This window comes from Tatumella saanichensis, assembly GCF_000439375.1.
GTDB lineage: Bacteria > Pseudomonadota > Gammaproteobacteria > Enterobacterales > Enterobacteriaceae > Tatumella > Tatumella saanichensis.
Genome location: NZ_ATMI01000002.1, coordinates 64842 through 85566 on the forward strand (window position 1 = coordinate 64842; position 20725 = coordinate 85566).

Annotated in this window: 21 protein-coding genes and 3 tRNA genes; 11 read left to right on the forward strand and 13 right to left on the reverse strand. The window is 53.4% G+C overall.

What is annotated here, in order from left to right; all coding sequences use genetic code 11:
- The first annotated feature begins 171 nt into the window (after positions 1 to 171).
- The gene (locus tag DW47_RS0101435; RefSeq protein ID WP_029684546.1) at positions 172 to 450 is read left to right on the forward strand and encodes a DUF1435 domain-containing protein; all 279 of its coding nucleotides are present in this window, start codon (positions 172 to 174) and stop codon (positions 448 to 450) included.
- A gap of 86 nt (positions 451 to 536) precedes the next feature.
- Here the strand turns inward: DW47_RS0101435 and DW47_RS0101440 are convergent.
- The 4 genes from DW47_RS0101440 to rsmC form a co-directional block, all read right to left on the reverse strand.
- Positions 537 to 623 (reverse strand) — tRNA-Leu (locus tag DW47_RS0101440).
- 26 nt (positions 624 to 649) lie between these two features.
- Positions 650 to 736: transfer RNA gene (locus tag DW47_RS0101445), tRNA-Leu, on the reverse strand.
- Between the two features lie 33 nt (positions 737 to 769).
- Positions 770 to 856 (reverse strand) — tRNA-Leu (locus DW47_RS0101450).
- Positions 857 to 1021: 165 nt separating this feature from the next.
- A complete protein-coding gene (gene rsmC, locus DW47_RS0101455) occupies positions 1022 to 2053 on the reverse strand; it encodes a 16S rRNA (guanine(1207)-N(2))-methyltransferase RsmC (protein ID WP_029684547.1) in 1032 nt (343 codons plus the stop codon).
- Between the two features lie 103 nt (positions 2054 to 2156).
- Between rsmC and DW47_RS0101460 the strand changes: the two genes are divergently transcribed.
- From DW47_RS0101460 to yjjG, 3 genes are read left to right on the forward strand one after another with little or no spacing between them, the layout of a single operon-like run.
- On the forward strand, positions 2157 to 2567 hold the full coding sequence (locus tag DW47_RS0101460) for a DNA polymerase III subunit psi (protein WP_029684548.1): 411 nt from the start codon (positions 2157 to 2159) through the stop codon (positions 2565 to 2567).
- A complete protein-coding gene (rimI, locus tag DW47_RS0101465) occupies positions 2539 to 2979 on the forward strand; it encodes a ribosomal protein S18-alanine N-acetyltransferase (protein ID WP_029684549.1) in 441 nt (146 codons plus the stop codon). The genes DW47_RS0101460 and rimI overlap by 29 nt, the downstream gene beginning before the upstream one ends.
- A 22-nt stretch (positions 2980 to 3001) precedes the next feature.
- Entirely contained in the window at positions 3002 to 3688 is a 687-nt protein-coding gene (yjjG, locus tag DW47_RS0101470) for a pyrimidine 5'-nucleotidase (protein ID WP_029684550.1), read from the forward strand.
- A gap of 16 nt (positions 3689 to 3704) precedes the next feature.
- On the opposite strand, the gene DW47_RS0101475 is transcribed toward yjjG, so the two are convergent.
- The 5 genes from DW47_RS0101475 to DW47_RS0101495 form a co-directional block, all read right to left on the reverse strand.
- On the reverse strand, positions 3705 to 4568 hold the full coding sequence (locus tag DW47_RS0101475) for a LysR family transcriptional regulator (RefSeq protein ID WP_029684551.1): 864 nt from the start codon (positions 4566 to 4568) through the stop codon (positions 3705 to 3707).
- A 21-nt stretch (positions 4569 to 4589) separates the two neighbouring features.
- Positions 4590 to 5480, reverse strand: a complete 891-nt coding sequence (locus tag DW47_RS0101480) for an AEC family transporter (protein WP_029684552.1) — start codon at positions 5478 to 5480, stop codon at positions 4590 to 4592.
- A gap of 83 nt (positions 5481 to 5563) precedes the next feature.
- Positions 5564 to 7027, reverse strand: a complete 1464-nt coding sequence (locus DW47_RS0101485) for an aldehyde dehydrogenase family protein (RefSeq protein ID WP_051150794.1) — start codon at positions 7025 to 7027, stop codon at positions 5564 to 5566.
- Between the two features lie 49 nt (positions 7028 to 7076).
- Positions 7077 to 7604, reverse strand: coding sequence for a lactoylglutathione lyase (gene gloA / locus DW47_RS0101490; RefSeq protein WP_029684554.1), 528 nt, complete (start codon positions 7602 to 7604; stop codon positions 7077 to 7079).
- 254 nt (positions 7605 to 7858) lie between these two features.
- Positions 7859 to 8578 (reverse strand): YtjB family periplasmic protein, encoded by a 720-nt coding sequence (locus tag DW47_RS0101495; RefSeq protein WP_084689016.1) that lies wholly within the window; start codon positions 8576 to 8578, stop codon positions 7859 to 7861.
- Between the two features lie 119 nt (positions 8579 to 8697).
- Between DW47_RS0101495 and serB the strand changes: the two genes are divergently transcribed.
- The 3 genes from serB (at position 8698) to nadR (ending at position 12454) form a co-directional block, all read left to right on the forward strand.
- On the forward strand, positions 8698 to 9675 hold the full coding sequence (serB, locus tag DW47_RS0101500) for a phosphoserine phosphatase (protein WP_029684556.1): 978 nt from the start codon (positions 8698 to 8700) through the stop codon (positions 9673 to 9675).
- Positions 9676 to 9689: 14 nt separating this feature from the next.
- The gene (radA, locus tag DW47_RS0101505) at positions 9690 to 11075 is read left to right on the forward strand and encodes a DNA repair protein RadA (RefSeq protein WP_029684557.1); all 1386 of its coding nucleotides are present in this window, start codon (positions 9690 to 9692) and stop codon (positions 11073 to 11075) included.
- A gap of 104 nt (positions 11076 to 11179) precedes the next feature.
- On the forward strand, positions 11180 to 12454 hold the full coding sequence (nadR, locus tag DW47_RS0101510; protein WP_038026970.1) for a multifunctional transcriptional regulator/nicotinamide-nucleotide adenylyltransferase/ribosylnicotinamide kinase NadR: 1275 nt from the start codon (positions 11180 to 11182) through the stop codon (positions 12452 to 12454).
- 76 nt (positions 12455 to 12530) lie between these two features.
- On the opposite strand, the gene ettA is transcribed toward nadR, so the two are convergent.
- Positions 12531 to 14198, reverse strand: a complete 1668-nt coding sequence (gene ettA / locus DW47_RS0101515) for an energy-dependent translational throttle protein EttA (RefSeq protein ID WP_029684559.1) — start codon at positions 14196 to 14198, stop codon at positions 12531 to 12533.
- Positions 14199 to 14322: 124 nt separating this feature from the next.
- Positions 14323 to 15276, reverse strand: a complete 954-nt coding sequence (locus DW47_RS0101520; protein WP_029684560.1) for a DMT family transporter — start codon at positions 15274 to 15276, stop codon at positions 14323 to 14325.
- Positions 15277 to 15563: 287 nt separating this feature from the next.
- Between DW47_RS0101520 and sltY the strand changes: the two genes are divergently transcribed.
- The gene (gene sltY / locus DW47_RS0101525; RefSeq protein WP_029684561.1) at positions 15564 to 17486 is read left to right on the forward strand and encodes a murein transglycosylase; all 1923 of its coding nucleotides are present in this window, start codon (positions 15564 to 15566) and stop codon (positions 17484 to 17486) included.
- 25 nt (positions 17487 to 17511) lie between these two features.
- The gene (gene trpR / locus DW47_RS0101530) at positions 17512 to 17841 is read left to right on the forward strand and encodes a trp operon repressor (protein ID WP_420911390.1); all 330 of its coding nucleotides are present in this window, start codon (positions 17512 to 17514) and stop codon (positions 17839 to 17841) included.
- Between the two features lie 3 nt (positions 17842 to 17844).
- On the opposite strand, the gene yjjX is transcribed toward trpR, so the two are convergent.
- Complete coding sequence (gene yjjX / locus DW47_RS0101535; RefSeq protein WP_029684563.1) at positions 17845 to 18363, reverse strand: inosine/xanthosine triphosphatase; 519 nt, start codon at positions 18361 to 18363, stop codon at positions 17845 to 17847.
- A gap of 57 nt (positions 18364 to 18420) precedes the next feature.
- On the opposite strand from yjjX, the gene gpmB reads away from it, so the two are divergent.
- On the forward strand, positions 18421 to 19065 hold the full coding sequence (gene gpmB / locus DW47_RS0101540) for a 2,3-diphosphoglycerate-dependent phosphoglycerate mutase GpmB (RefSeq protein ID WP_029684564.1): 645 nt from the start codon (positions 18421 to 18423) through the stop codon (positions 19063 to 19065).
- A 46-nt stretch (positions 19066 to 19111) separates the two neighbouring features.
- On the opposite strand, the gene robA is transcribed toward gpmB, so the two are convergent.
- The gene (robA, locus tag DW47_RS0101545; RefSeq protein ID WP_029684565.1) at positions 19112 to 19999 is read right to left on the reverse strand and encodes an MDR efflux pump AcrAB transcriptional activator RobA; all 888 of its coding nucleotides are present in this window, start codon (positions 19997 to 19999) and stop codon (positions 19112 to 19114) included.
- Positions 20000 to 20200: 201 nt separating this feature from the next.
- On the opposite strand from robA, the gene creA reads away from it, so the two are divergent.
- Positions 20201 to 20689, forward strand: coding sequence for a protein CreA (creA, locus tag DW47_RS0101550; protein ID WP_029684566.1), 489 nt, complete (start codon positions 20201 to 20203; stop codon positions 20687 to 20689).
- The last annotated feature ends 36 nt before the right edge of the window (positions 20690 to 20725 follow it).

Sequence of the window (20725 nt, forward strand, 5' to 3'; positions counted from 1 at the left end):
TCAGGTTTAAAAAACTGCCATAACCGGCGATGACTGTAAATGTCCGCAGGGCGAAAACCCTCTGACTGCGATGAAAAAACAGTTTTGTGCTGAAGGGTGATAACATTAGTTGAAAATGATAACCATTATCATATAGTGTTCCTAGCTGAGATCAACAGGGGAGGTCGGGGGATGGAAGCGGCAATGGTTGCATCAGGGTCGTTGTGGGTAGTGAGCTGGATTCTGGGTAAAAAGATAGATAGCGGCTGGGGAGTGTTATTGCCTTGCGCGGCATTGCCAGTGTTTGCCCTCTGGCATCCGGGCTTTGAACAGTGGCGGTTAGTGATGCTGGCGGCGTTTCTGCTGACATTGGTCACGCTGTTACATCCGCGATTACGCACTTATCTGCTATTACCTTCCTGCCTAGTGCTATCAGGGGGGATCGGCGCATTGATTGTGAATTTCTCTTAATACGGGTAAACGATATTGACTGTCGAGGGAGACAAAGGATTTTTGCTGAACAACACAGGGAAAGAGAGAACTGCAGGGAGACAACGTGGTGCGAAGAGAGGGACTTGAACCCTCACGTCCGTTAAGACACTAACACCTGAAGCTAGCGCGTCTACCAATTCCGCCACCTTCGCATCGTGTTGTCTGTTCATCATTGTCCTGGTGCGAAGAGAGGGACTTGAACCCTCACGTCCGTTAAGACACTAACACCTGAAGCTAGCGCGTCTACCAATTCCGCCACCTTCGCAGTATTCAGGATAATCATGAAACATGTGGTTATTGGTGCGAAGAGAGGGACTTGAACCCTCACGTCCGTTAAGACACTAACACCTGAAGCTAGCGCGTCTACCAATTCCGCCACCTTCGCCTACCATCAATACAACAGTATTGTATTGTTACCACGGAGGCGCATTGTAGAGATTTTCCACTCCGCGTCAACTGATATTTCGTTGACGCGGGTGTAAACGCTGTAAAAAACAGCAGCGCTGCCAGTCGTTTAACGACTCAGTGTTCTGACGGCTTGTCGGTAGCGTTATTTTGCGCGGCTACCGCGACCGTAGACGCTGCGGTAAACGCGGAAACGTCCGGTTTGAGCCAGCACTTCATGGTTACCGAACGTTTCTTCCAGCACCTGCGGGTAGGGCAGGAAGGCATTGGCCACAATACGCAGCTCTCCGCCGGTATTCAGGTGTTTAGCCGCCCCGCGGATCAGCGCGTTAGCCGCTTCCAGGCTGGTCTGTAAGCCTTCATGGAACGGCGGGTTGGAGATGATCAAATCAAAGCGGCCGCTAACATCGGAGAACACATTACTGGCAAACACTTCGCCTTCAACGCCGTTAGAGGCAAGGGTAGCTTCGCTGGCTGCCAAGGCCGCCGCATTGACATCCGCCAGCCAGAGACGCACTTTCGGTGAGTGTTTCGCTAGGGCTACGGACAGCACGCCGGCACCACAACCGAGGTCCAGTACTTTGCCTTTGGTATGCGGAGTCAGCGTTGACAACAATAGGGCACTTCCTGGGTCCAAGCCGTCGCGGCTAAACACTCCGGGCAAGGTGTCGATCACCAGACCGTCGCTCTGATACTGCTGACGGAAATCTGCGACATTAAATGACGGCTGCTTATCAAGACGACCGTGATACAGGCCACAGCGGCGCGCACTGTCAATCTTCTCAAGGGTCGCCCACTCAGCGGTCAGGGCTTCGGCACTGCGGACACCGCTGCGGTTTTCACCGATTACAAAGATATCACTGCCGACTGGCAGCAGTGACAGCAGGTTTTGTAACTGGAACTGGGCTTCCGGTTTGTTTTTCGGCCAGTAATACACCAAGGTGTCACAGCCACTGACCATCGCGGCATCGGCCACTAGGCTAAAGCTGGCATCTTCACCCATCTGCTGGCTCAATTTTTGCCAGTGGTGATATTGCTGGGTATGAACTTTGCGGGATGCGGTGTCCAGACGAGCTGGCAGATCATCCTGCAGGTCCCCGGCAAATAAAACATGACGGGTTTCGAATTCTTCACTGTGGCGCAGTATCACTTCACTGGCCGGTGTATATACGGACATGTAGGCTCCTTATTCTTAAGCTCGGTGATTATAGTGCTTTGTTGGCGCATGTCCTATGGGTTTGCTAGCATAGAGCCGCAATCTTCTTTCTACGGACACCGGTATGGCAGGCAGGCGCGACGCATTACTAAAGCAAATGGGGATCACCCAGTATCGTTTATACCGTCCCCGAGTATTACAGGGGGAGGTCGCGGTACGCCTGAAACCGGAGACTCGGCTGGTGGTGGTCACCGCTGACAGCCTGTCGTTGGCGCAGAGGTTCCTTCAGGATGTGCTACACAGTCTTCACTTGGCGGAACATCAGGTGATGCTCCTGCCAGCTCGACAACTGGCGATGTTACCGACACCACTGCCTTGCGCAGTCTGGTTACTGGGCATTGACGCAGACAGGCAGTATGCAGAGATCCAACTGGCGACCCCGCCCTTGGCCGACCTTATTGATAACAGCGCCGAAAAACGCGCCTTCTGGCAGCAGATAACCACTTATGACAGTCATTTCTCTTCTTACCTCTGAGGATCAGCCACAGGCGCTGGCCATCGAACAACGTAGCCATGCTTTTCCGTGGTCCGCGGAGACCCTTGCCACTAATTGCGGTGAGCGTTTTCTTAACCTGCGCCTCGACTTCGACGGTAAGATGGCCGGTTTTGCTATCACCCAAATCGTACTCGATGAAGCCTCGCTGTTTAATATAGCCATCGATCCGCAGTTCCAACGCCGTGGATTTGGCCGCCAGTTGCTGGAGCATTTGGTTGCTGCCCTCAGCGAACGTGGGGTACTGACCTTGTGGTTGGAAGTGCGTGAATCCAATCTGCCAGCCATTGCCCTCTATGAACAGATGGGATTCAACCAAGTATCACGCCGAGCACGCTATTATCCGACCGCTGACGGTCGTGAAGATGCCTTAATGATGGCTCTGGTGCTCTAGACCTTCACTTTGCGGAGATTTCATGCTTACTCAGTTTGACTGCATCATTTTTGATGCTGATGAAACGCTTTTCTCGTTTGACGCCTTCCATGGCCTGCAACGGATGTTTGAGGGTTATCAGTTTTCTTTTAGTGTCGAGGATTATCAGGCCTATCAGGCAGTGAATAAGCCATTGTGGGTCGCTTATCAGGACGGTGAGATCAGTGCCAGCGAGCTACAAACTAGGCGTTTTCTTCCTTGGGCGGAGCGTCTCGGCGTGCAACCGACCGAGCTGAATCAGCGTTTTTTGCAATCGATGGCGGAAATCTGCCAGCCCCTGGATGGGGCGGCAGCATTACTCGACAGCCTGAAAAGGAAAGTAAAACTGGCGATCATCACGAATGGTTTCACCGCTTTGCAGCAAGCACGTTTGCAACGTACCGGTTTTAGTGGTTATTTTGATGCGGTCGTGATCTCCGAACAGGTGGGAGTTCCGAAGCCGGACCCGACGATTTTCGAGCATACCCTTAACCTACTAGGCAATCCGCCAGCTGAGCGGGTACTGATGGTCGGGGATACCCCAGAGTCGGATATTCTCGGCGGCATCCGTGCTGGCATGAAAACCTGTTGGCTGGATCATGGCCAGCGGTCACTACCTGAGACGATTTCCCCCACCTGGCAGGTACGAGATTTGGCTGAGTTGCGGGTGTTGCTGAACGGTCACCCCTGAGGGCAACCGTTAGCGATTACTGCGGAGAGTTGATCAGTTGCTGGTAAAAGGCGTTTGCCAGCGCTGACTGCTCCAGCGCCGGCGCGGCCAGATAGATATCGCAGGGCGCGATATTTTCCAGCGGGAAGTGATACAAGCCATCCAGTGCTGGATTATCTCTCATAAAACTCTCTGGCATCACGGTAAAGCCAAGGCCTTTACGCACCGCCGATAGGATCATGTCATAAGACTCAATGTCTGACTGACGGGCAAAACTTAGGTGCTCATGGCTGAGCCACTGACGGGCCAGTTGGTGATAAAAACATTTCTCGCCAAAACTGAATAAGGTCAGTGATGCAGCCTGTTTGGCAAAGGTTTGGCGATCGGCGAGGTGAGTCACCAGCGACAGACTTTCCGGCGCAAAGAAGTCAGTTTTCAGTGCCGGATGTTGTACCGGCCCATCCACCAGGATCATATCCAGTTCACCTTGCAGCATCTTCTCCATCAATGGCAGTGATGAGTCACAACTGATGTTGATCTGTACTTGGGTGTTCTGCTGCATAAACTCAATCACTGGGGCCTGTAAGCGTCCTTTCAGGGCCACATCCAGTACCCCAAGTTGCAGGGTACCCTGTAACTGGTCATGGCTGAAGAACGAGCGACACATGCGGCTTTGTTCAAGCAGTTGCTGCGCTTTTGGATAAAAGGCGCGGCCCTCAGGCGTCAGGGTCAGTCGTTGTTTATCTCTGTTGACCAGCGAGATACCGAGACTGGCCTCCAGCTCTTTTATTCGGGTACTGACATTGGAAGGAACACAACACATTTTATCTGCGGCGGCGGCAATACTGCCTTCTTCCACCAGCGCACAGAAGAAACTTACCTGATGCAGTTTAAGTAACATATGACCACCGCCCTGAGTGACTTATAACACCTGATGCCAAATCGGCAGGGTGATAAATGAGAGTAAAATTCCGTAACTTTGCAGCGTATTGGCTAAATCAGGGCGTAAACCTGCCCGCTGAGCCATGATTGCTGCGGCGATCATCGGTGCCATACCGGCTTCTAACACCGACACATCCCCGCTATAGCCGTCGGGGCTAAACCACCGTGATAACAACCAGACCAGTGCTGGAGCGCCCACTAGCTTCCAGCAGGTACCTGCTACCAGTGGGGTGACCATGCCTCGTGCTGGACGTAGGGCTATCTGTAATCCGACGGCGAACAACGCCAGCGGCGTCATGGTGGCACCGATACTGACCAGTGCGGCCTGGATCATTGCAGGTAGACCGCCGACGGTTTTCAGCGCCAGGCTGATGACCAATGCGATAAACGGTGGAAACGTGATAATGCGCATCCCCACCGCCCGTAGGCTGATACGGCTCCCCGAGCAGAGTGCCATGACGATCACCCCTGCAGTGGAAAGCACAATAAAGCTGCCCAATTGGTCGGCGATCACCGCCACTTTTAGGCCTTCCGCACCGTAGTAACCTTGAATAATGGGATAGCCCATAAACGAGGTATTACCGATCCCCGCCACTAACATCAATACCCCGCACACCTCTCTGGACCAGCCCGCTAAACGGCCAACCAGCAGAGCGAGTGTGGCAGCCCCGAGAAACACCAGCCACATACTCATCACTGGAAACAGGCTGGAACTGCTGAAACGGGTTGAGGGGATCAGCGTCAGTATTACGCATGGAAGCGCGATAGTGATTAACCACCAATTGATCGACGCCACCAGTTGGGGTGGAAATCTGCCAATTTGCCGGACAATGATGCCTGTCAGCAGACAAATAATCAGTAATAAATTCATCCGCTTTTCTCCTGATAGACGTCACCCGGCCGAGCCTCATGGACCGGGTGACAGGGAGTGCGTCCTGCGCTCCCTGTATCGGATTACTGATAATTGATATAGACGGTTTTACGTTTCACATAGATCTGATAACCGTGTTCACCGTCATCACCACCCAGTCCGGACAGTTTCCAGCCAGCGTGGAAGCCATTGATCTCTTCCGGGCCATGACGGTTTATATAGACTTCACCGTACTCGAGGGCATCGGAGATTTTCAGCGCGTTAGACAGATCGCGGGTATAGAGGTAAGAACTGAGTCCGTACTCGCAATCGTTGGCTTTTTCGATCACTTCATCAAGGGTATCGAAAGCCACGACTGGTAAAATCGGGCCGAACACCTCTTCACGCAGGATACGGGCATCTGCCGGCAGGTCAGTCACAATCGCCGGGGCAACCCAGTTACCGCCGCTCAGGGCTCTGTCCTTAGGCAATTCGGCCTGCCACAGTACTTTGGCTCCCTGTTTCAAGGTTTCTGCCATCAGTTCTTCGACATGCTCTTTTTCCGGTACCGAGACTTTCGGACCAACGGTGGTGCCATCAGCCATCGGATCACCTACCACGACATCCTGTGCGGCTTTTCTCAGTGCTTCGATAAACTCGGCGTAAACTTCTCGCTGCACGTAGGTACGTTCGTTACAGATACAGACCTGACCACAGTTTGACATTCTGGCATCCAGCGCATCACGGGCCGCTTTTTCTATATCCGCATCTGCCAGTACGATAAACGGGGCTTTACCGCCCAGCTCTAGTGATACCGGGATCACCTTCTCCGCGGCGTTTTTCATGATGGTTTTACCGGCGCCGGTGGAACCGGTCATGGTGATCAACGCGGTATCTGGATGTTTCACCAGTGCGTCACCGACCACTCGGCCACTACCACAGACCACATTGACCACACCGTTCGGCAGACCGGCCTGCTGGCTGAGGGTCGCCAGTGCTAGAGAACAGAGCGGCGTTTCCTCACTCGGTTTTAGGACGATGGTATTGCCTGCCACGATAGCCGGGGCCGTCTTGCGCAGGAACAGCGCCAGTGGGAAATTCCATGGGGTAATGGCTCCGACCACACCCAGCGGCACTTCGCGGGTCACCGAATGCTGACCTGGCGCATTGGCGGCCAGCACTTCTCCTTGGTTTTTCCACGCAAAGTTGGCGGCATAGCGCAGCATAGTGATACCCATATCCACTTCACCGCGGGCTTCACTAAGCGGTTTACCCTGCTCTGTCACCAGCAGCTGAGCTAGGGCTTCATGGTTATCTTTGATTTTCTCAATCCAAGACTCCAAGAAGGCGGCGCGTTCAGGCTGAGGGCGTTTTGCCCAGCTAATTTGGGCCTTGGCGGCCACTTCAATGGCCTGTGCCACCGTCTCTTTATCGCCCATGGCGACGCGGGTGATCACTTTGCCGGTGGTTGGGTTGAGAACATCGCTGCTGTCGCTGGCAGTGACCCATTGACCGTTAATAAAATGTGCAGGTGATTCAGGGATCAGATGATTAAACGTGTTACTCATACTTTCTCTCCTGTAGAATTTTTCTTATAGGTGAATGTAATAGGCGGTATCAGCCCGCCAGTGGTGTTGGCTGCAAAACTTCGATCCAGTAATCATCGGGATCTTTAATAAAGGCCACATAATTCATCCGGCCTTCGTGTAATTTCTTTTTAAAGGGAACCGACAGCTGTTCAAAGCGCTGACAGGCCTGACGGACATCCGGTACGGTGACACACAGGTGACCGAAGCCCTGAGGCTCGCTGTTCCCGTTGTGGTAATGGAACTGTGGGTCTTTTTCAGTGCCATGGTTCCACGTTAGTTCCAGTACCCCGGGCTGACTGAGAACCCATTGTTTTCGCAGGTCATCGTCCTCAGGGATCTCTGATAACGGACGGCGAACTAGATAGACAATGGTGAAGGCAGCTTCTTCAAAGCGCTCTTCGTAGACTGGGACAAACCCAAGAACCTGACTGTAGAAGGCGATGGCTTTCGGCAGATCTTTGACCCGCAGCATGGTGTGGTTAAACACATAGTCAGCGGACTGCTGATACTCTGCGGTGTCGATGGTATATTTATTCAGTAAATCAGTGACAGGCATAAAAGCCTCCTTCTCATCAGCCGGACTCAGCGGCAACCTGGCTCGGAGACACGTCTACTTCAGCGCTACACTAGAGGGTGGCTAATTTCTGAAGTTATTGCGTGTCGATGGAAAGAAGTCTGGCAGAGATGATGAATACACGATATTAACTTTTAGATCGCAAATTTATTCACAAAAAGTGAAATAAAGACAAAAAGTTAAAATTAATAAAGGGTTGGCTTCCTATCTGGTGAATTAAGGAAGCCAAATTTAATTTAAGAGTGACGTTTTTTTTTGCGAGAACCGCGGGTTGGAGGCACTTTACGGGCACCGTTGCGTGCCTTTTGCTGCGGGACATCCTCATCCTCATCGTCTTCCTCGCGGACCGGTTGACTGGCGGTCAGTAAAAAGGGCGACTGTTGCCAGTGGCTGCGGCGGTTGCGCAGTAAGGTCTGACTGAGTACCAAGCCAATAGCCAATGCCAGTAGCAGCATCAGTCGCAGAATATTGGTAGTGTTATCCACCTGCCGCGATTCCGTCGCCAAGACATGGGTATCGAGAGTGATACGTATGAACCCCAGCGGCCCCTGTTTGCCCGTAACCGGTTCGACAACCTGGTTGTTGAAATAACTGCCCGCTCGTTTGCCATCCAGTGCTAGCCGGTCACGGACAGCAATGGTTTCGCCGCTTTGGGCCATCACCGCGCCGGTAGTGTCATAGACAGTGGCATCGAGGATCCGGCTATCGCTAGTCAGCTGCTTTAAGATGGCATCAATTTGTGATTGGTGGACATTACTGTCATCCATCAAGGGAATGAGGCTGAAGGCCACTTGGCGGGCAAGGGTTTGCGCCAGCTCTTGACCCTGTGTCGCTTGGGCTGTCTGGTGATTCTGACTGAACCAGGACGCCCCCTGCATCAGTATCACTAACAGGGCTAGACACACCAGTGTGATCACTGTGCGGTGGACTTTAATCTTGATTTTTTGCTGTGGCATGCGCGGCGGATCTCATTCCGGGGGCGAATAATCGTAATGACTTATGGTTTATGTTGCCAGAAGAGCTGCACTCGGGGTAGCCTCTTGCGTGGTTTTGTTGTCCCCCAACAGGAGTTCTGATGCCGAACCGTCTTACCTGGTGCGATCTGCCTGCGGATGTCTCGCAATGGCCGGGTCTGCCTTTATCTCTCAGTGGTGATGAAGTGATGCCACTAGACTATCGTGCCGGCAGTACCGGTTGGTTATTGTATGGCCACGGGCTGGATAAACAGGCACTGACCGATTACCAGCACCGTTTGGGTGCCGCGATGGTGATTGTCAGTGGCTGGTCAGTGGGTGATATGCAGGTCATTCGCCTTGCCGGTTCCCTGACGCCGCGTGCCAGCCGTTTAGCCCATGAGCAGGGTCTGGATGTGGTACCTCTGGGGGATCTTCCCCATCTAAAAAGCCCAGGCCTGTTGGTGATGGATATGGACTCCACTGCCATCGAAATCGAATGCATTGATGAAATCGCCCGATTAGCCGGTTGTGGTGAGCAGGTAGCAGAAGTCACCGAACGCGCGATGCGCGGTGAACTGGATTTTGAGGCCAGCCTCCGTCAGCGTGTGGCGGCCTTAAAAGATGCCGATGCGCAGATCCTGCGACAGGTGCGTGATGAGTTACCCTTGATGCCGGGATTACGGGAACTGGTGGCAGAGCTGCAGTCACATGGCTGGAAAACCGCTATAGCCTCCGGCGGATTTACTTTCTTTGCCGACTATCTACGTGATGAACTGCAGCTGGATGCGGTGGCGGCCAATGAGCTGGAAATCTTTGATGGCCGTTTGACCGGAGAGGTAACCGGCGCAGTGGTGGATGCCCGCTATAAAGCGACTACCCTGGAAACGCTGGCCCAGCGCTTTGATATTCCTCCCCAGCAGACCGTGGCCATCGGTGACGGTGCCAATGATTTACTGATGATGAAAGCAGCCGGATTGGGTATCGCGTATCACGCCAAACCGAAAGTAAACGAAAAGGCCCGAGTCTCGATCCGAAATGCATCGCTGACCGGGGTGTTATGTATTCTGAGTGGTAGTTTGATCCACGAACAGCGATAAACTGAGGAGTTGTTTTGGCCAAAGCGGCAAAACGCGCATACGTCTGTAACGAATGTGGTGCTGATTATCCCCGTTGGCAGGGGCAATGCAGCGCCTGCCAGGCGTGGAACAGTATTACCGAGGTCCGTATTGCCTCAACCCCAGCGGCGGCGCGTAATGAGCGCTTGAGCGGCTACGCCGGGGCTGCTGGGGTCTCGAAAGTCCAGAAATTGTCTGAAATCAGCCTCGAAGCTTTGCCGCGCTTTTCTACCGGTTTCAAAGAGTTTGACCGAGTATTAGGCGGCGGGGTGGTGCCCGGCAGTGCGGTGCTGATTGGCGGTAACCCCGGGGCCGGTAAATCGACCCTGTTGTTACAGGTGCTGTGCCTACTATCCCAACAGATGAACACCCTGTATGTCACCGGGGAAGAGTCACTGCAACAGGTTGCTATGCGCGCCCATCGCTTGGGATTGCCTACCGAAAACCTGAATATGCTGTCAGAAACCAGCATCGAACAAATCTGCCTGATTGCCGCCGAAGAAAAGCCGCGACTGATGGTGATCGACTCGATTCAGGTTATGCATATGGCGGATGTCCAATCTTCGCCAGGCAGTGTCGCCCAGGTGCGGGAAACCGCGGCCTACCTGACTCGCTTTGCGAAAATGCACGGCGTTTCGATCATTATGGTCGGTCATGTCACCAAAGACGGTTCTCTGGCAGGGCCGAAAGTACTGGAACACTGTATTGACTGCTCGGTGCTGCTGGATGGCGATGCAGATTCTCGTTTTCGTACCCTGCGTAGCCATAAAAACCGTTTCGGCCCAGTCAATGAACTCGGCGTGTTTGCCATGACCGAGCAGGGCATGCGTGAAGTCAGCAACCCGTCAGCCATCTTCCTGTCCCGTGGTGAGGAAGTCACGTCCGGTAGTTCGGTCGTGGTGGTTCGTGAAGGTACCCGGCCCCTGTTGGTGGAAATTCAGGCCTTGGTCGACCACTCCATGATGGGCAATCCGCGTCGTGTGGCGGTCGGGCTGGAGCAGAACCGTCTAGCGATCCTGCTGGCAGTGTTACACCGGCATGGTGGCCTGCAGATGGCGGATCAGGATGTGTTCGTCAATGTGGTCGGCGGGGTGAAGGTCACTGAAACCAGCGCTGACCTCGCATTATTATTGGCGATGGTCTCTAGCCTGCGGGATCGTCCATTGCCCCAAGATCTGGTGATTTTTGGCGAAGTCGGCTTGTCCGGCGAGATCCGACCGGTACCTGGTGGTCAGGAGCGTATTACTGAAGCGGCTAAACACGGTTTCCGCCGAGCGATTGTGCCCGCGGCCAATGCACCGAAAAAAGCGCCGGACGGTATTAAGGTCTATAGCGTGAAAAAGTTAGCTGATGCACTGGAAATTTTTGATGATCTGTCCTGATAGGGCATGCTCCCGGGCAGGTGAACGCTAACCCGTAACTTCCCACGGCTGGGGCCGAAAGGAGACTCAGGCCCTGCCGTATCACGGATAACAAGAGGCAATTAATGTCCGCTTACGACTATCTGAAAACGGCTATCCGCCAGCAGGGACATACGCTGCAACAGGTTGCTGACGCCTGCGATATGACTAAGGGTTACCTGAGTCAGTTAATCAACGCCAAAATTAACAGCCCGAGCGCCCGTAAGCTGGAAGCGCTGCACCGCTTCCTCGGGTTAGAATTTCCGCGCCGCGAAAAGACGGTCGGGGTAGTGTTCGGGAAGTTTTATCCCTTACACACTGGGCATATCTATCTGATCCAGCGTGCCTGCAGCCAAGTAGATGAGCTACATATCATCATGGGGCATGATGAGCCGCGGGACCGTCTGTTGTTTGAGAACAGTGCCATGTCTGAACAACCGACCACCAGCGACCGCTTGCGCTGGTTGTTGCAGACCTTTAAATACCAGAAGAATATCCGTATCCACTCCTTTAATGAGGAGGGGATGGAGCCTTATCCGCACGGTTGGGATGTCTGGAGCCACGGCATTAAGACCTTTATGTCTGAACAGGGTATTGTTCCTGACCGGGTGTACACTTGCGAAGCGGCAGATGCGCCGATGTTTGAGCAGTATCTGTCGATCCAGTCGGTACTGGTGGATCCGGATCGTTCATTTATGAATATCAGCGGCAAACAGATCCGTCAGGATCCTTTCCGTTACTGGGACTATATTCCTACCGAGGTGAAACCTTTCTTTGTGCGCAAAATTGCCCTACTGGGTGGCGAATCGAGCGGCAAATCAACGCTGGTCAACAAACTGGCGAATATCTTTAATACCACCAGTGCCTGGGAATATGGCCGTGATTATGTGTTCTCGCACCTTGGTGGTGATGAAATTGCCCTGCAATATTCCGACTACGACAAGATTGCCCTAGGACAGGCGCAGTACATTGACTTTGCAGTAAAATATGCCAATAAAGTCGCCTTTATCGATACGGATTTTGTGACCACTCAGGCGTTTTGTCTGAAATATGAAGGACGTCAGCACCCTTTTGTCCAAGCGCTGATCGATGAATACCGGTTTGATCTGGTGATCGTCTTAGAAAATAACGTGCCTTGGGTAGCTGACGGTTTGCGCAGCCTTGGCAGTTCGGTGGACCGCCGTGAGTTCCAGACGCTGCTGTTACGCATGTTGGAAGATAACGGTATCGACTATGTGCGGGTGGAGGAGGACGATTACGATACCCGCTTCCTGCGGTGTATCGAGTTAGTGAAGCATATGCTTGAGCATCCGGGGGAGAAACCAGCCGGCTGTATCAGCCTACAGGCGAAAGGAAAATAAGAACTTTTCCGAGGAGCTCAGTAAAAACCCCCGTCTCAGAAGAGACAGGGGGCTTTTTTTACGCCCGCTGTAGGCGTTACTTAGTCATACGCTTGTACTTGATACGCTTAGGTTCCAAGGCATCAGCACCCAAGGTACGCTTCTTATACTCTTCATATTCGGTAAAGTTACCTTCGAAGAAAGCGACCTTACCTTCATCCTGATAATCGAGGATGTGGGTAGCAATACGGTCCAAGAACCAACGGTCGTGGGAAATAACCATTGCACAGCCCGGGAACTCCAGTAGGGCGTTTTCCAAGGCGCGCAGGGTTTCAACGTCTAGGTCGTTAGTCGGTTCATCAAGCAGTAACAGGTTACCGCCGACCTGCAGTAGTTTCGCTAAATGCAGACGGCCGCGTTCGCCCCCGGATAGCTCTCCAACCCGCTTGCCCTGATCAGTACCTTTGAAGTTGAAGCGGCCGACATAGGCACGGCTTGGCATCTCAAAGTTACCAATTTTCATGATGTCCTGACCGCCGGATACTTCTTCCCAAACGGTTTTGCTGTTATCCATGGCATCACGGAACTGATCGACAGAGGCCAGTTTCACAGTATCGCCCAGAGTGATAGCGCCAGAGTCTGGTTGTTCCTGACCAGACAACATGCGGAACAATGTCGATTTACCGGCACCGTTGGCACCGATAATGCCGACGATCGCCCCTTTGGGTACGGAGAAGGAAAGGTCATCAATCAGCACACGGTCGCCGTAGCTTTTGGTCAGGTTTTCGACTTCGATGACTTTATCACCCAGACGCGCACCAGGCGGAATAAACAACTCGCTGGTCTCGTTGCGTTTCTGATATTCAACGCTGTTCAGCTCTTCAAAACGGGCCAGACGGGCCTTACCTTTCGACTGACGGCCTTTAGCCCCCTGACGCACCCACTCCAGCTCTTTCTCAATAGACTTACGGCGAGCCGCTTCGGAAGAAGCTTCCTGTGCCAGACGCTGATCTTTCTGCTCAAGCCAGGAAGAGTAGTTACCTTCCCAAGGGATACCTTCTCCACGGTCCAGTTCGAGGATCCAACCGGCAACGTTATCCAGGAAGTAACGGTCGTGGGTGATCGCCACGACGGTACCTTCGAAGTCGTGCAGGAAGCGTTCCAGCCAGGCCACAGATTCTGCATCCAAGTGGTTGGTTGGTTCGTCCAGCAGCAGCATGTCTGGTTTTTCTAACAACAGGCGACACAGGGCCACACGACGGCGCTCACCCCCGGACAGGTTGCCAATTTTGGCATCCCAGTCTGGCAGGCGCAGTGCGTCTGCGGCGCGTTCGAACTGAGTATTGATGTTGTGGCCGTCATAGGCCTGGATAATCTCTTCCAGACGACCCTGCTCGGCGGCCAGTTTATCGAAATCCGCATCCGGCTCGGCATAGAGTGCGTAGACTTCGTCGAGACGCTTCAGGGCACCGACCACTTCTGCCATCGCTTCTTCCACTGACTCACGGACAGTGTGCTCAGGGTTAAGCTGCGGCTCCTGCGGCAGGTAGCCGATTTTCAGGCCAGGCTGCGGACGCGCTTCCCCTTCGATATCGGTATCGATACCGGCCATAATGCGCAACAGGGTGGATTTACCGGCGCCGTTCAGGCCCAGTACCCCGATTTTTGCGCCAGGGAAAAAACTCAGAGAGATGTTTTTCAGAATGTGCCGCTTCGGCGGGACAACTTTCCCCACGCGATGCATGCTGTAAACGAATTGAGCCACGGAAATGAGCCTCTTTAAGACAGATTGTTCATAAGAATTCAGGGGGCAAGTGTAGCCTTTTTCCGCCCAGAATCACAGCCAGCGGGATAGACAATTCGTCTGCCCCGCCAGTGATAGGCAGTCATTAACCGGTGGCGGTTTCGGTCACCGTCGGTCGGCGGCGAAAGACCCGTGCCGGCAGAGAAGTGACCAGTAGACAGAGAATAATCAGGCCAATACCGCCACCGGCAGCCAAAGTCATCGGCTCGCCCACCAGCAATACCGCCAGCAGGGCAGCCACCAGCGGTTCCGCCAGAGTCAGGGTGATGGCGGTGCTAGCTCTGATGCGGCTCAGACCGAAGCCATAACAGAAATAGCCGAGAAACATCGGTATCAGCACCATATACGCGGCGACCGCCAGATTGAGTGGGGTGGCAAGCAGCGGGGCACCGGTCACCCACAGCACCGGTGCCAGTAGTATGGCACCGCCGCCAAAGGTGGCTCCCATCGCCGCAGCGGAGGGGATCTGTTGCTGCATCAACTGGCGGGCTGACCAGGAGTAGAGGGCATAGGTCAAGCCAGCCACCAGTGCCAAGGCAATACCCGTATAAAAATGCACAGCCGAAGTTCCGGCAGAGACTTGGCCTTCTGATAGCGACAGCAGCGCAATACCGGCGATCCCTAGAGCGGCCCCGAGCGCCCACTGGCGACTGAGTGGTTGCTTTTCGGTAAGGTATTCAATCACGGCGGTTAACAGCGGAGCGGAACCGATGGCCACCACCGTGCCGGTGGCAATGCCAGCGTAAGCCATCGACGAATAAAAGGCCAGAGGATAAAGGGCCACAGACAGTGCGCCGCTTAGCAGATAGCCTGGATGACGGAGTAGCTGTCGCCGCTGACGGACAATGGTTTTTATCGCCAGCAACGCTTGTAACAACCCGCCGCCGCCCATGGCAACGGCCCCTATCGCCAGCGGGCTGACGCCGGTAGTGAAACTCGCTGATGTGCCGGTGGTTCCCCATAAGATCGCCGCGAATAATACCGCAATGACGCCGCTGAGGGTCGGGAAACCAGTATTCGAGTTATGTTCTCGGTTCATGCCGCACTCATGACATTGTCTAACATCTTGTCACCTCAGGATCTTAAACGATTAAGCACCGACTCGGTGATCCTTTACCTTATCAGTTTTAATAGGTTTTTTCATAGCAGTGGGCGCGGCAAGTGGCTAAGCTGTTTTCAATGTTCGTCACCATCGAAAAAGTGTGCAGTCACACTGTCAGCATAGGTAAATTTTTAGCCAACCATAGTAAGTCCGGGTACAAGCGGCTAGCATTGTAACGGTGCCGGTAAGGCGGTATCAGACAGCGGGGAAAAGAGGAGAGTGGTGTGATTAAGTGGAAAAACTGGGTGGTGGGCGTTTGCCTGACAGGGATTGCCGGACTGAGTCATGCGGATTCGCTGGATCAGCAACGTTTACGCTATCAGCAAATCAGGCAAGCTTGGGATAACCACCAGATGGATACCGTGAACCAGCTACTGCCGACCTTAAAGGATTATCCCCTTTATCCGTATCTGGAATACCGGCAGATCAGCGATGACCTCAACCAAGAGACGGCCATTGCCGTCTCACAGTTTATTCGCCAGTATCCGACCCTGCCGTCCTCGCCCTTGCTGAAAGACCGATTTATCAATGAGCTTGCACACCGCCAGGACTGGATGGGGCTGTTGAGTTTCAGTCCGACAGCGCCCGTCGCTGAAGAGGCTCGTTGTAACTGGTATACCGCCAACTTGAATACCGGCAAATCGCAGCTGGCTTGGGAGGGGGCGAAACAGTTGTGGATGACCGGTGGCAATTTACCGTCCGCCTGTGACGCACTGATGTCCGCCTGGCAGGCTTCGCCTGCATACAACCCGCAACTGGCATTACAGCGGGTGTTGCTGGCTTACTACAACGGTAATCAACGACTGTTGATGCAGCTTATTGCCGGATTACCGGATAACTATGCCACCCTGGCCGGTGCCCTGACCGCATTACAGCAAAATCCGCAGGGAGTTAGCCTGTTTGCCGCCTCGGTTTCCCCGAGCGATTTCAGCCGTGAGATCACCTTTATCGCGTTCTTACGTCTCGCTCGCCAGGATGCAGACAGTGCCCGTGCGATGATCCCGCAATTGACCAGTGAGCAGCAACTGACTGCTGACCAGGTCCAGCGCCTGAAAGAGGATGTTGCTTGGCAGTATATGGGGACCGATATCACCCCTGAGCAAATGCGCTGGCGTGATGCAGTGGTGATGGACAGTGAGTCGACGGCACTTATCGAGCGCCGTGTCCGCCAAGCGATTTCAGATAATGATCACCGTGGTCTGAATACCTGGATTGCTCGCCTGCCAGTTGAAGCCAAACAGAAAGATGAATGGCAGTACTGGCAAGCCGAACTGCTGATTGAGCAGGGTCACCGGCAGGAAGCACGGGAGATCCTACAGGGACTGGCACAGCAACGCGGCTTCTACCCGATGGTGGCAGCGCAGACGTTGGGAACACCTTATCGTTTGACCATTGATAGTGCGCCGACTCCGACCACCGATGTCGCCCAAGGACCAGAGATGGCTCGGGTACGTGAACTGATGTATTGGGGACTGGATAACTTGGCACGGATGGAGTGGGCCAATCTTATTCGCAGTAAACCCCGCACTGGGCAACAGATGCTGGCTCGTTATGCCAATGAACAAGGTTGGTGGGATCTTAGTGTACAGGCCACGATCACGGCAAAAATGTGGGACAGCCTGAAAGAGCGCTTCCCTATGGCATGGCAACAGGTTTACCAACAGTATTCTGCCGGTAAAGCGATACCGGTCAGCTATGCCATGGCGATTTCCCGCCAAGAAAGTGCTTGGAACCCGAAAATCCGTTCACCGGTTGGGGCTAGTGGCCTAATGCAGCTGATGCCGGGTACTGCTGAACATACAGTGAAAATGTTCCCGTCGATCAGCAACTACACTAATAGCAGTCAGTTACTGGACCCGAACATGAACATTCAAATCGGTATGCAGTATCTGGATTATGTCTATCGCCAGTTTGATAATAACCGCATTTATGCCTCCGCGGCCTATAATGCGGGGCCGGGAAGGGTACGTAAATGGCAGGCAGTGAGTAATGGTAAACTGAGTGCTATCGGTTTTATCGAAACGATCCCGTTTGCCGAAACCCGTAACTACGTGAAAAATGTGCTGGCGTACGATGCCTACTACCGTGATTTTATGGGCCAGCCAGGGCCAGTGATTGATGCGGCAGAGTGGAATAGCCATTACTGACTGTGCTATGCTTCCGTACTATCTAATGAGTACGGAAGGTTTTATGTTACCTGCTGAAACGACAGGGCAGAATGTCCACTCTGACTGGTCACGCTTTGTGTCATTGCTGGAAAAAGCGTTCAGTGATCAGCACTCGGCGGCACTATTACAGTTGATGATGACTGCCGATGAGCGTGAGGCGTTTGCCACCCGGTTGTGCATTATCGAAGAGCTAATGCGCGGAGAGTTGAGCCAGCGTCAGCTTAAAGAGCAGCTCGGGGTGGGCATCGCCACCATTACGCGTGGCTCAAACAGCCTGAAAGAGGCGTCACCGGAACTGCTGCAATGGTTGCAGTCGCAGCTACCGTCGTTATAGTGGTTATGTGGTGTACCAAGGGTGCAACAGCGGGCTTAAGGCTAGGATCAGCGCCTGATGATAGACCGAACTGCGGCTGAGTAGGCCTTGCGTTACCACACCGATGGCGCCACCCTGCTGTTTGATATTCTCAATGCCTGTCAGTTCGGCCATGATCTCCCCTAATTCCCGTCCTTGGTGCAGTTCGCGAATGACCGCTGCCGGCAGGCTTAGGCTGGCAGAGCGCGATTCGCTGACTCGCTGACCATTATCAATCACTATCCAAGCAAACGTCTGCTGTCCGTCGATACCGGCCTCAATCGCCACCCAGTAATCGGCATCGGGGCGATTGAGGCGGGCATTGGCGACTCGCTGCCGGGCACCCTGTAGGGTCTCGTCGCTGTTCATTGGCTGTTCAGCGACGCCGCTATCGGTTTTTGCATGGCTAATTTGGCACTGTTCAGTACCGAGAAGGTCATTAAAAGCGTGACTGATAGCGGTTATTTTGGCTGGATTGCTGGTGGCAGCGACAACATGATACATAATGGGTATTCACTCTGGGCAGTGGTAGGATCTGCCCTAGTATAATGGATGGAGATTATGCAACAAATTTTTCTGGTTCGTCATGGTGAAACGCAATGGAATGCCGAGCGCCGTCTTCAGGGGCAGAGCAACAGTCCGCTCACCGAGTTGGGACAGCAGCAGGCCAGGCGGGTAGGGGAGCGAGTTGCAGCCTACGGTATCACCCATATTATCAGCAGTGATCTCGGTCGGGCAAAGCAAACGGCAGAGATCATTGCCGAATTTACCTGCTGTCCGGTCAGTACCGACTCTCGATTGCGGGAACTGAATATGGGGGTTTTGGAAACCCGAAAACTGAATGAGTTAAGCGCCGAAGAAGAACAGTGGCGTCATTCGCTGATTAACGGATCGCCGCAAGGGCGTATTCCAGGAGGAGAGAGCATGTCCGAGGCGGCGCAACGGATGCATCAGGTGCTGAACGCCTGTCGTGAATTACCGCGAGGTAGCCGAGTATTGCTGGTCAGCCACGGGATGGCGCTCGGCACCCTGATTAATACACTGCTGGGACTACCGGCTTGGGCAGAACGGCGTATCCGCTTGAGAAACGGTTCATTGTCACGGATTGATTATCAGCAGAGCCCCTGGCTGGCAGACGGCTGGGTAGTGGAAACAGCCGGCGATGTTTCGCATCTGTCACTCAGTAGCCAGTGTGACAGTCAGTAAGTGGCGGGATTTCGTCACCTTGTCCGGTCACGAAATCCCATCATCCTTAGGCACTCTGTTTTTCCGATTCGCGAATGGGGATCATATATTCGCAGTTCAGTTCTGCGGTATTTTCTTTGGTCAGTTTACCGCCCGGGGTATAGAAGCGCTCAATATCTTGTCCCGCCCGCCGGGTCAGCCCCAGAGTCGGCATACAGGTGCTGTACAGTACCAAGATGAAGTCCTGTAACTTCTCTTTAGGGCCTTGATAGGTGAACTGGACATAGTCACCGCCTTCGAGCGTGATTTTTTGCGCGGTTTGCAGGGATGACGGGGCATCTTGGTCGGAAACTGCGGTAGTGTAAAGAATTTCCTGTTCATCCTCTTTCTCAATGCCCGCGCGTACCTGATGCAGTCCGTAGAGCACCTGCGGGGCTGAATCGGTGTCATGCAGGAACTGACGCCAAAAATGGCTACGCATTTCGGCACGGTACACCGAGATCTGTTCGAGGGTACAACTGTAGCTCTGAGTCTGGCCCAGCAGGGGAATTTCCGGCAGCGTGACAAAGGTAGCCTGCGGCATCGTAAACTCACCCATGCGGATCGGTGGGCGCATGCCAAAGGAGTTCCAGTCACAGGCGCGGCGATAGCCCGCAGGGGTCTGATTAAACTGCTTTTTGAAGGCCCGCGTAAAGGTCTGCTGGGAGTCAAAACGGTACTGCAGGGCAATGTCCAAAATGGGCCGACTGGTCAGACGTAGCGCAACAGCGGCTTTGGAGAGCCGTCTGGCCCGGATATAAGCACCGATGGCGTGGCCTGTTACATTTTTAAACATTCGTTGTAAATGCCATTTCGAATATCCCGCCTTGAAAGCCACGTTATCCAAGGATAACGGCTGATCAAGGTGGCTCTCCAGCCAGACAAGCAAATCGCGAATGATACCAGCTTGGTCCATATTACTTCCTCACAGTCCTGGTTGGCACAAAAGTCAGGCAACCTACGTGACACTTAGAATAGCATTAAATGCAAAATGCCATGCACGGCATTTCAGCGTATTTTATTGTTACAAAAAGGAGCGTTATTAGCAGCACACTCGAAGTTAAGCATAGTAACCTTATCGTGGTTGCCCAGTAATTAACCTACGGACGAGAATTTAATGAAAACCGAAAAATTACAGCATGTTGTCAGCAGTTTGCTCACCGCAGGGTGCCTTCTCTTTGCTGCGCAAGGTATGGCTCACGCAGAGGAAATCGGCTCTGTGGATACGGCATTTAAGCTGATCGGCCCGGATCACAAGATTGTAATCGAAGCATTTGATGATCCAGATGTTAAAAATGTTACATGTTATATCAGCCGAGCCAAAACTGGTGGCATTAAAGGTGGACTGGGGCTGGCGGAAGACACCTCTGATGCGGCCATTTCCTGTCAGCAGGTTGGGCCGGTGGCAGTACCGGACTCGATCCAGCCTGGCAAATCGGCGGTGGTATTTAAACAACGTACTTCACTGATATTCAAAAGTCTGCAGGTGGTACGCTTCTATGATAAATCTCGCAATACCTTGGTGTATCTGACTTATTCGGACAAATTGGTGAATGGTTCACCGAAGAATGCGCTGAGTGCAGTACCGATTATGCCATGGCACTAACAAGATAAAAAAAGCCTGACACGCGACGCGGTCAGG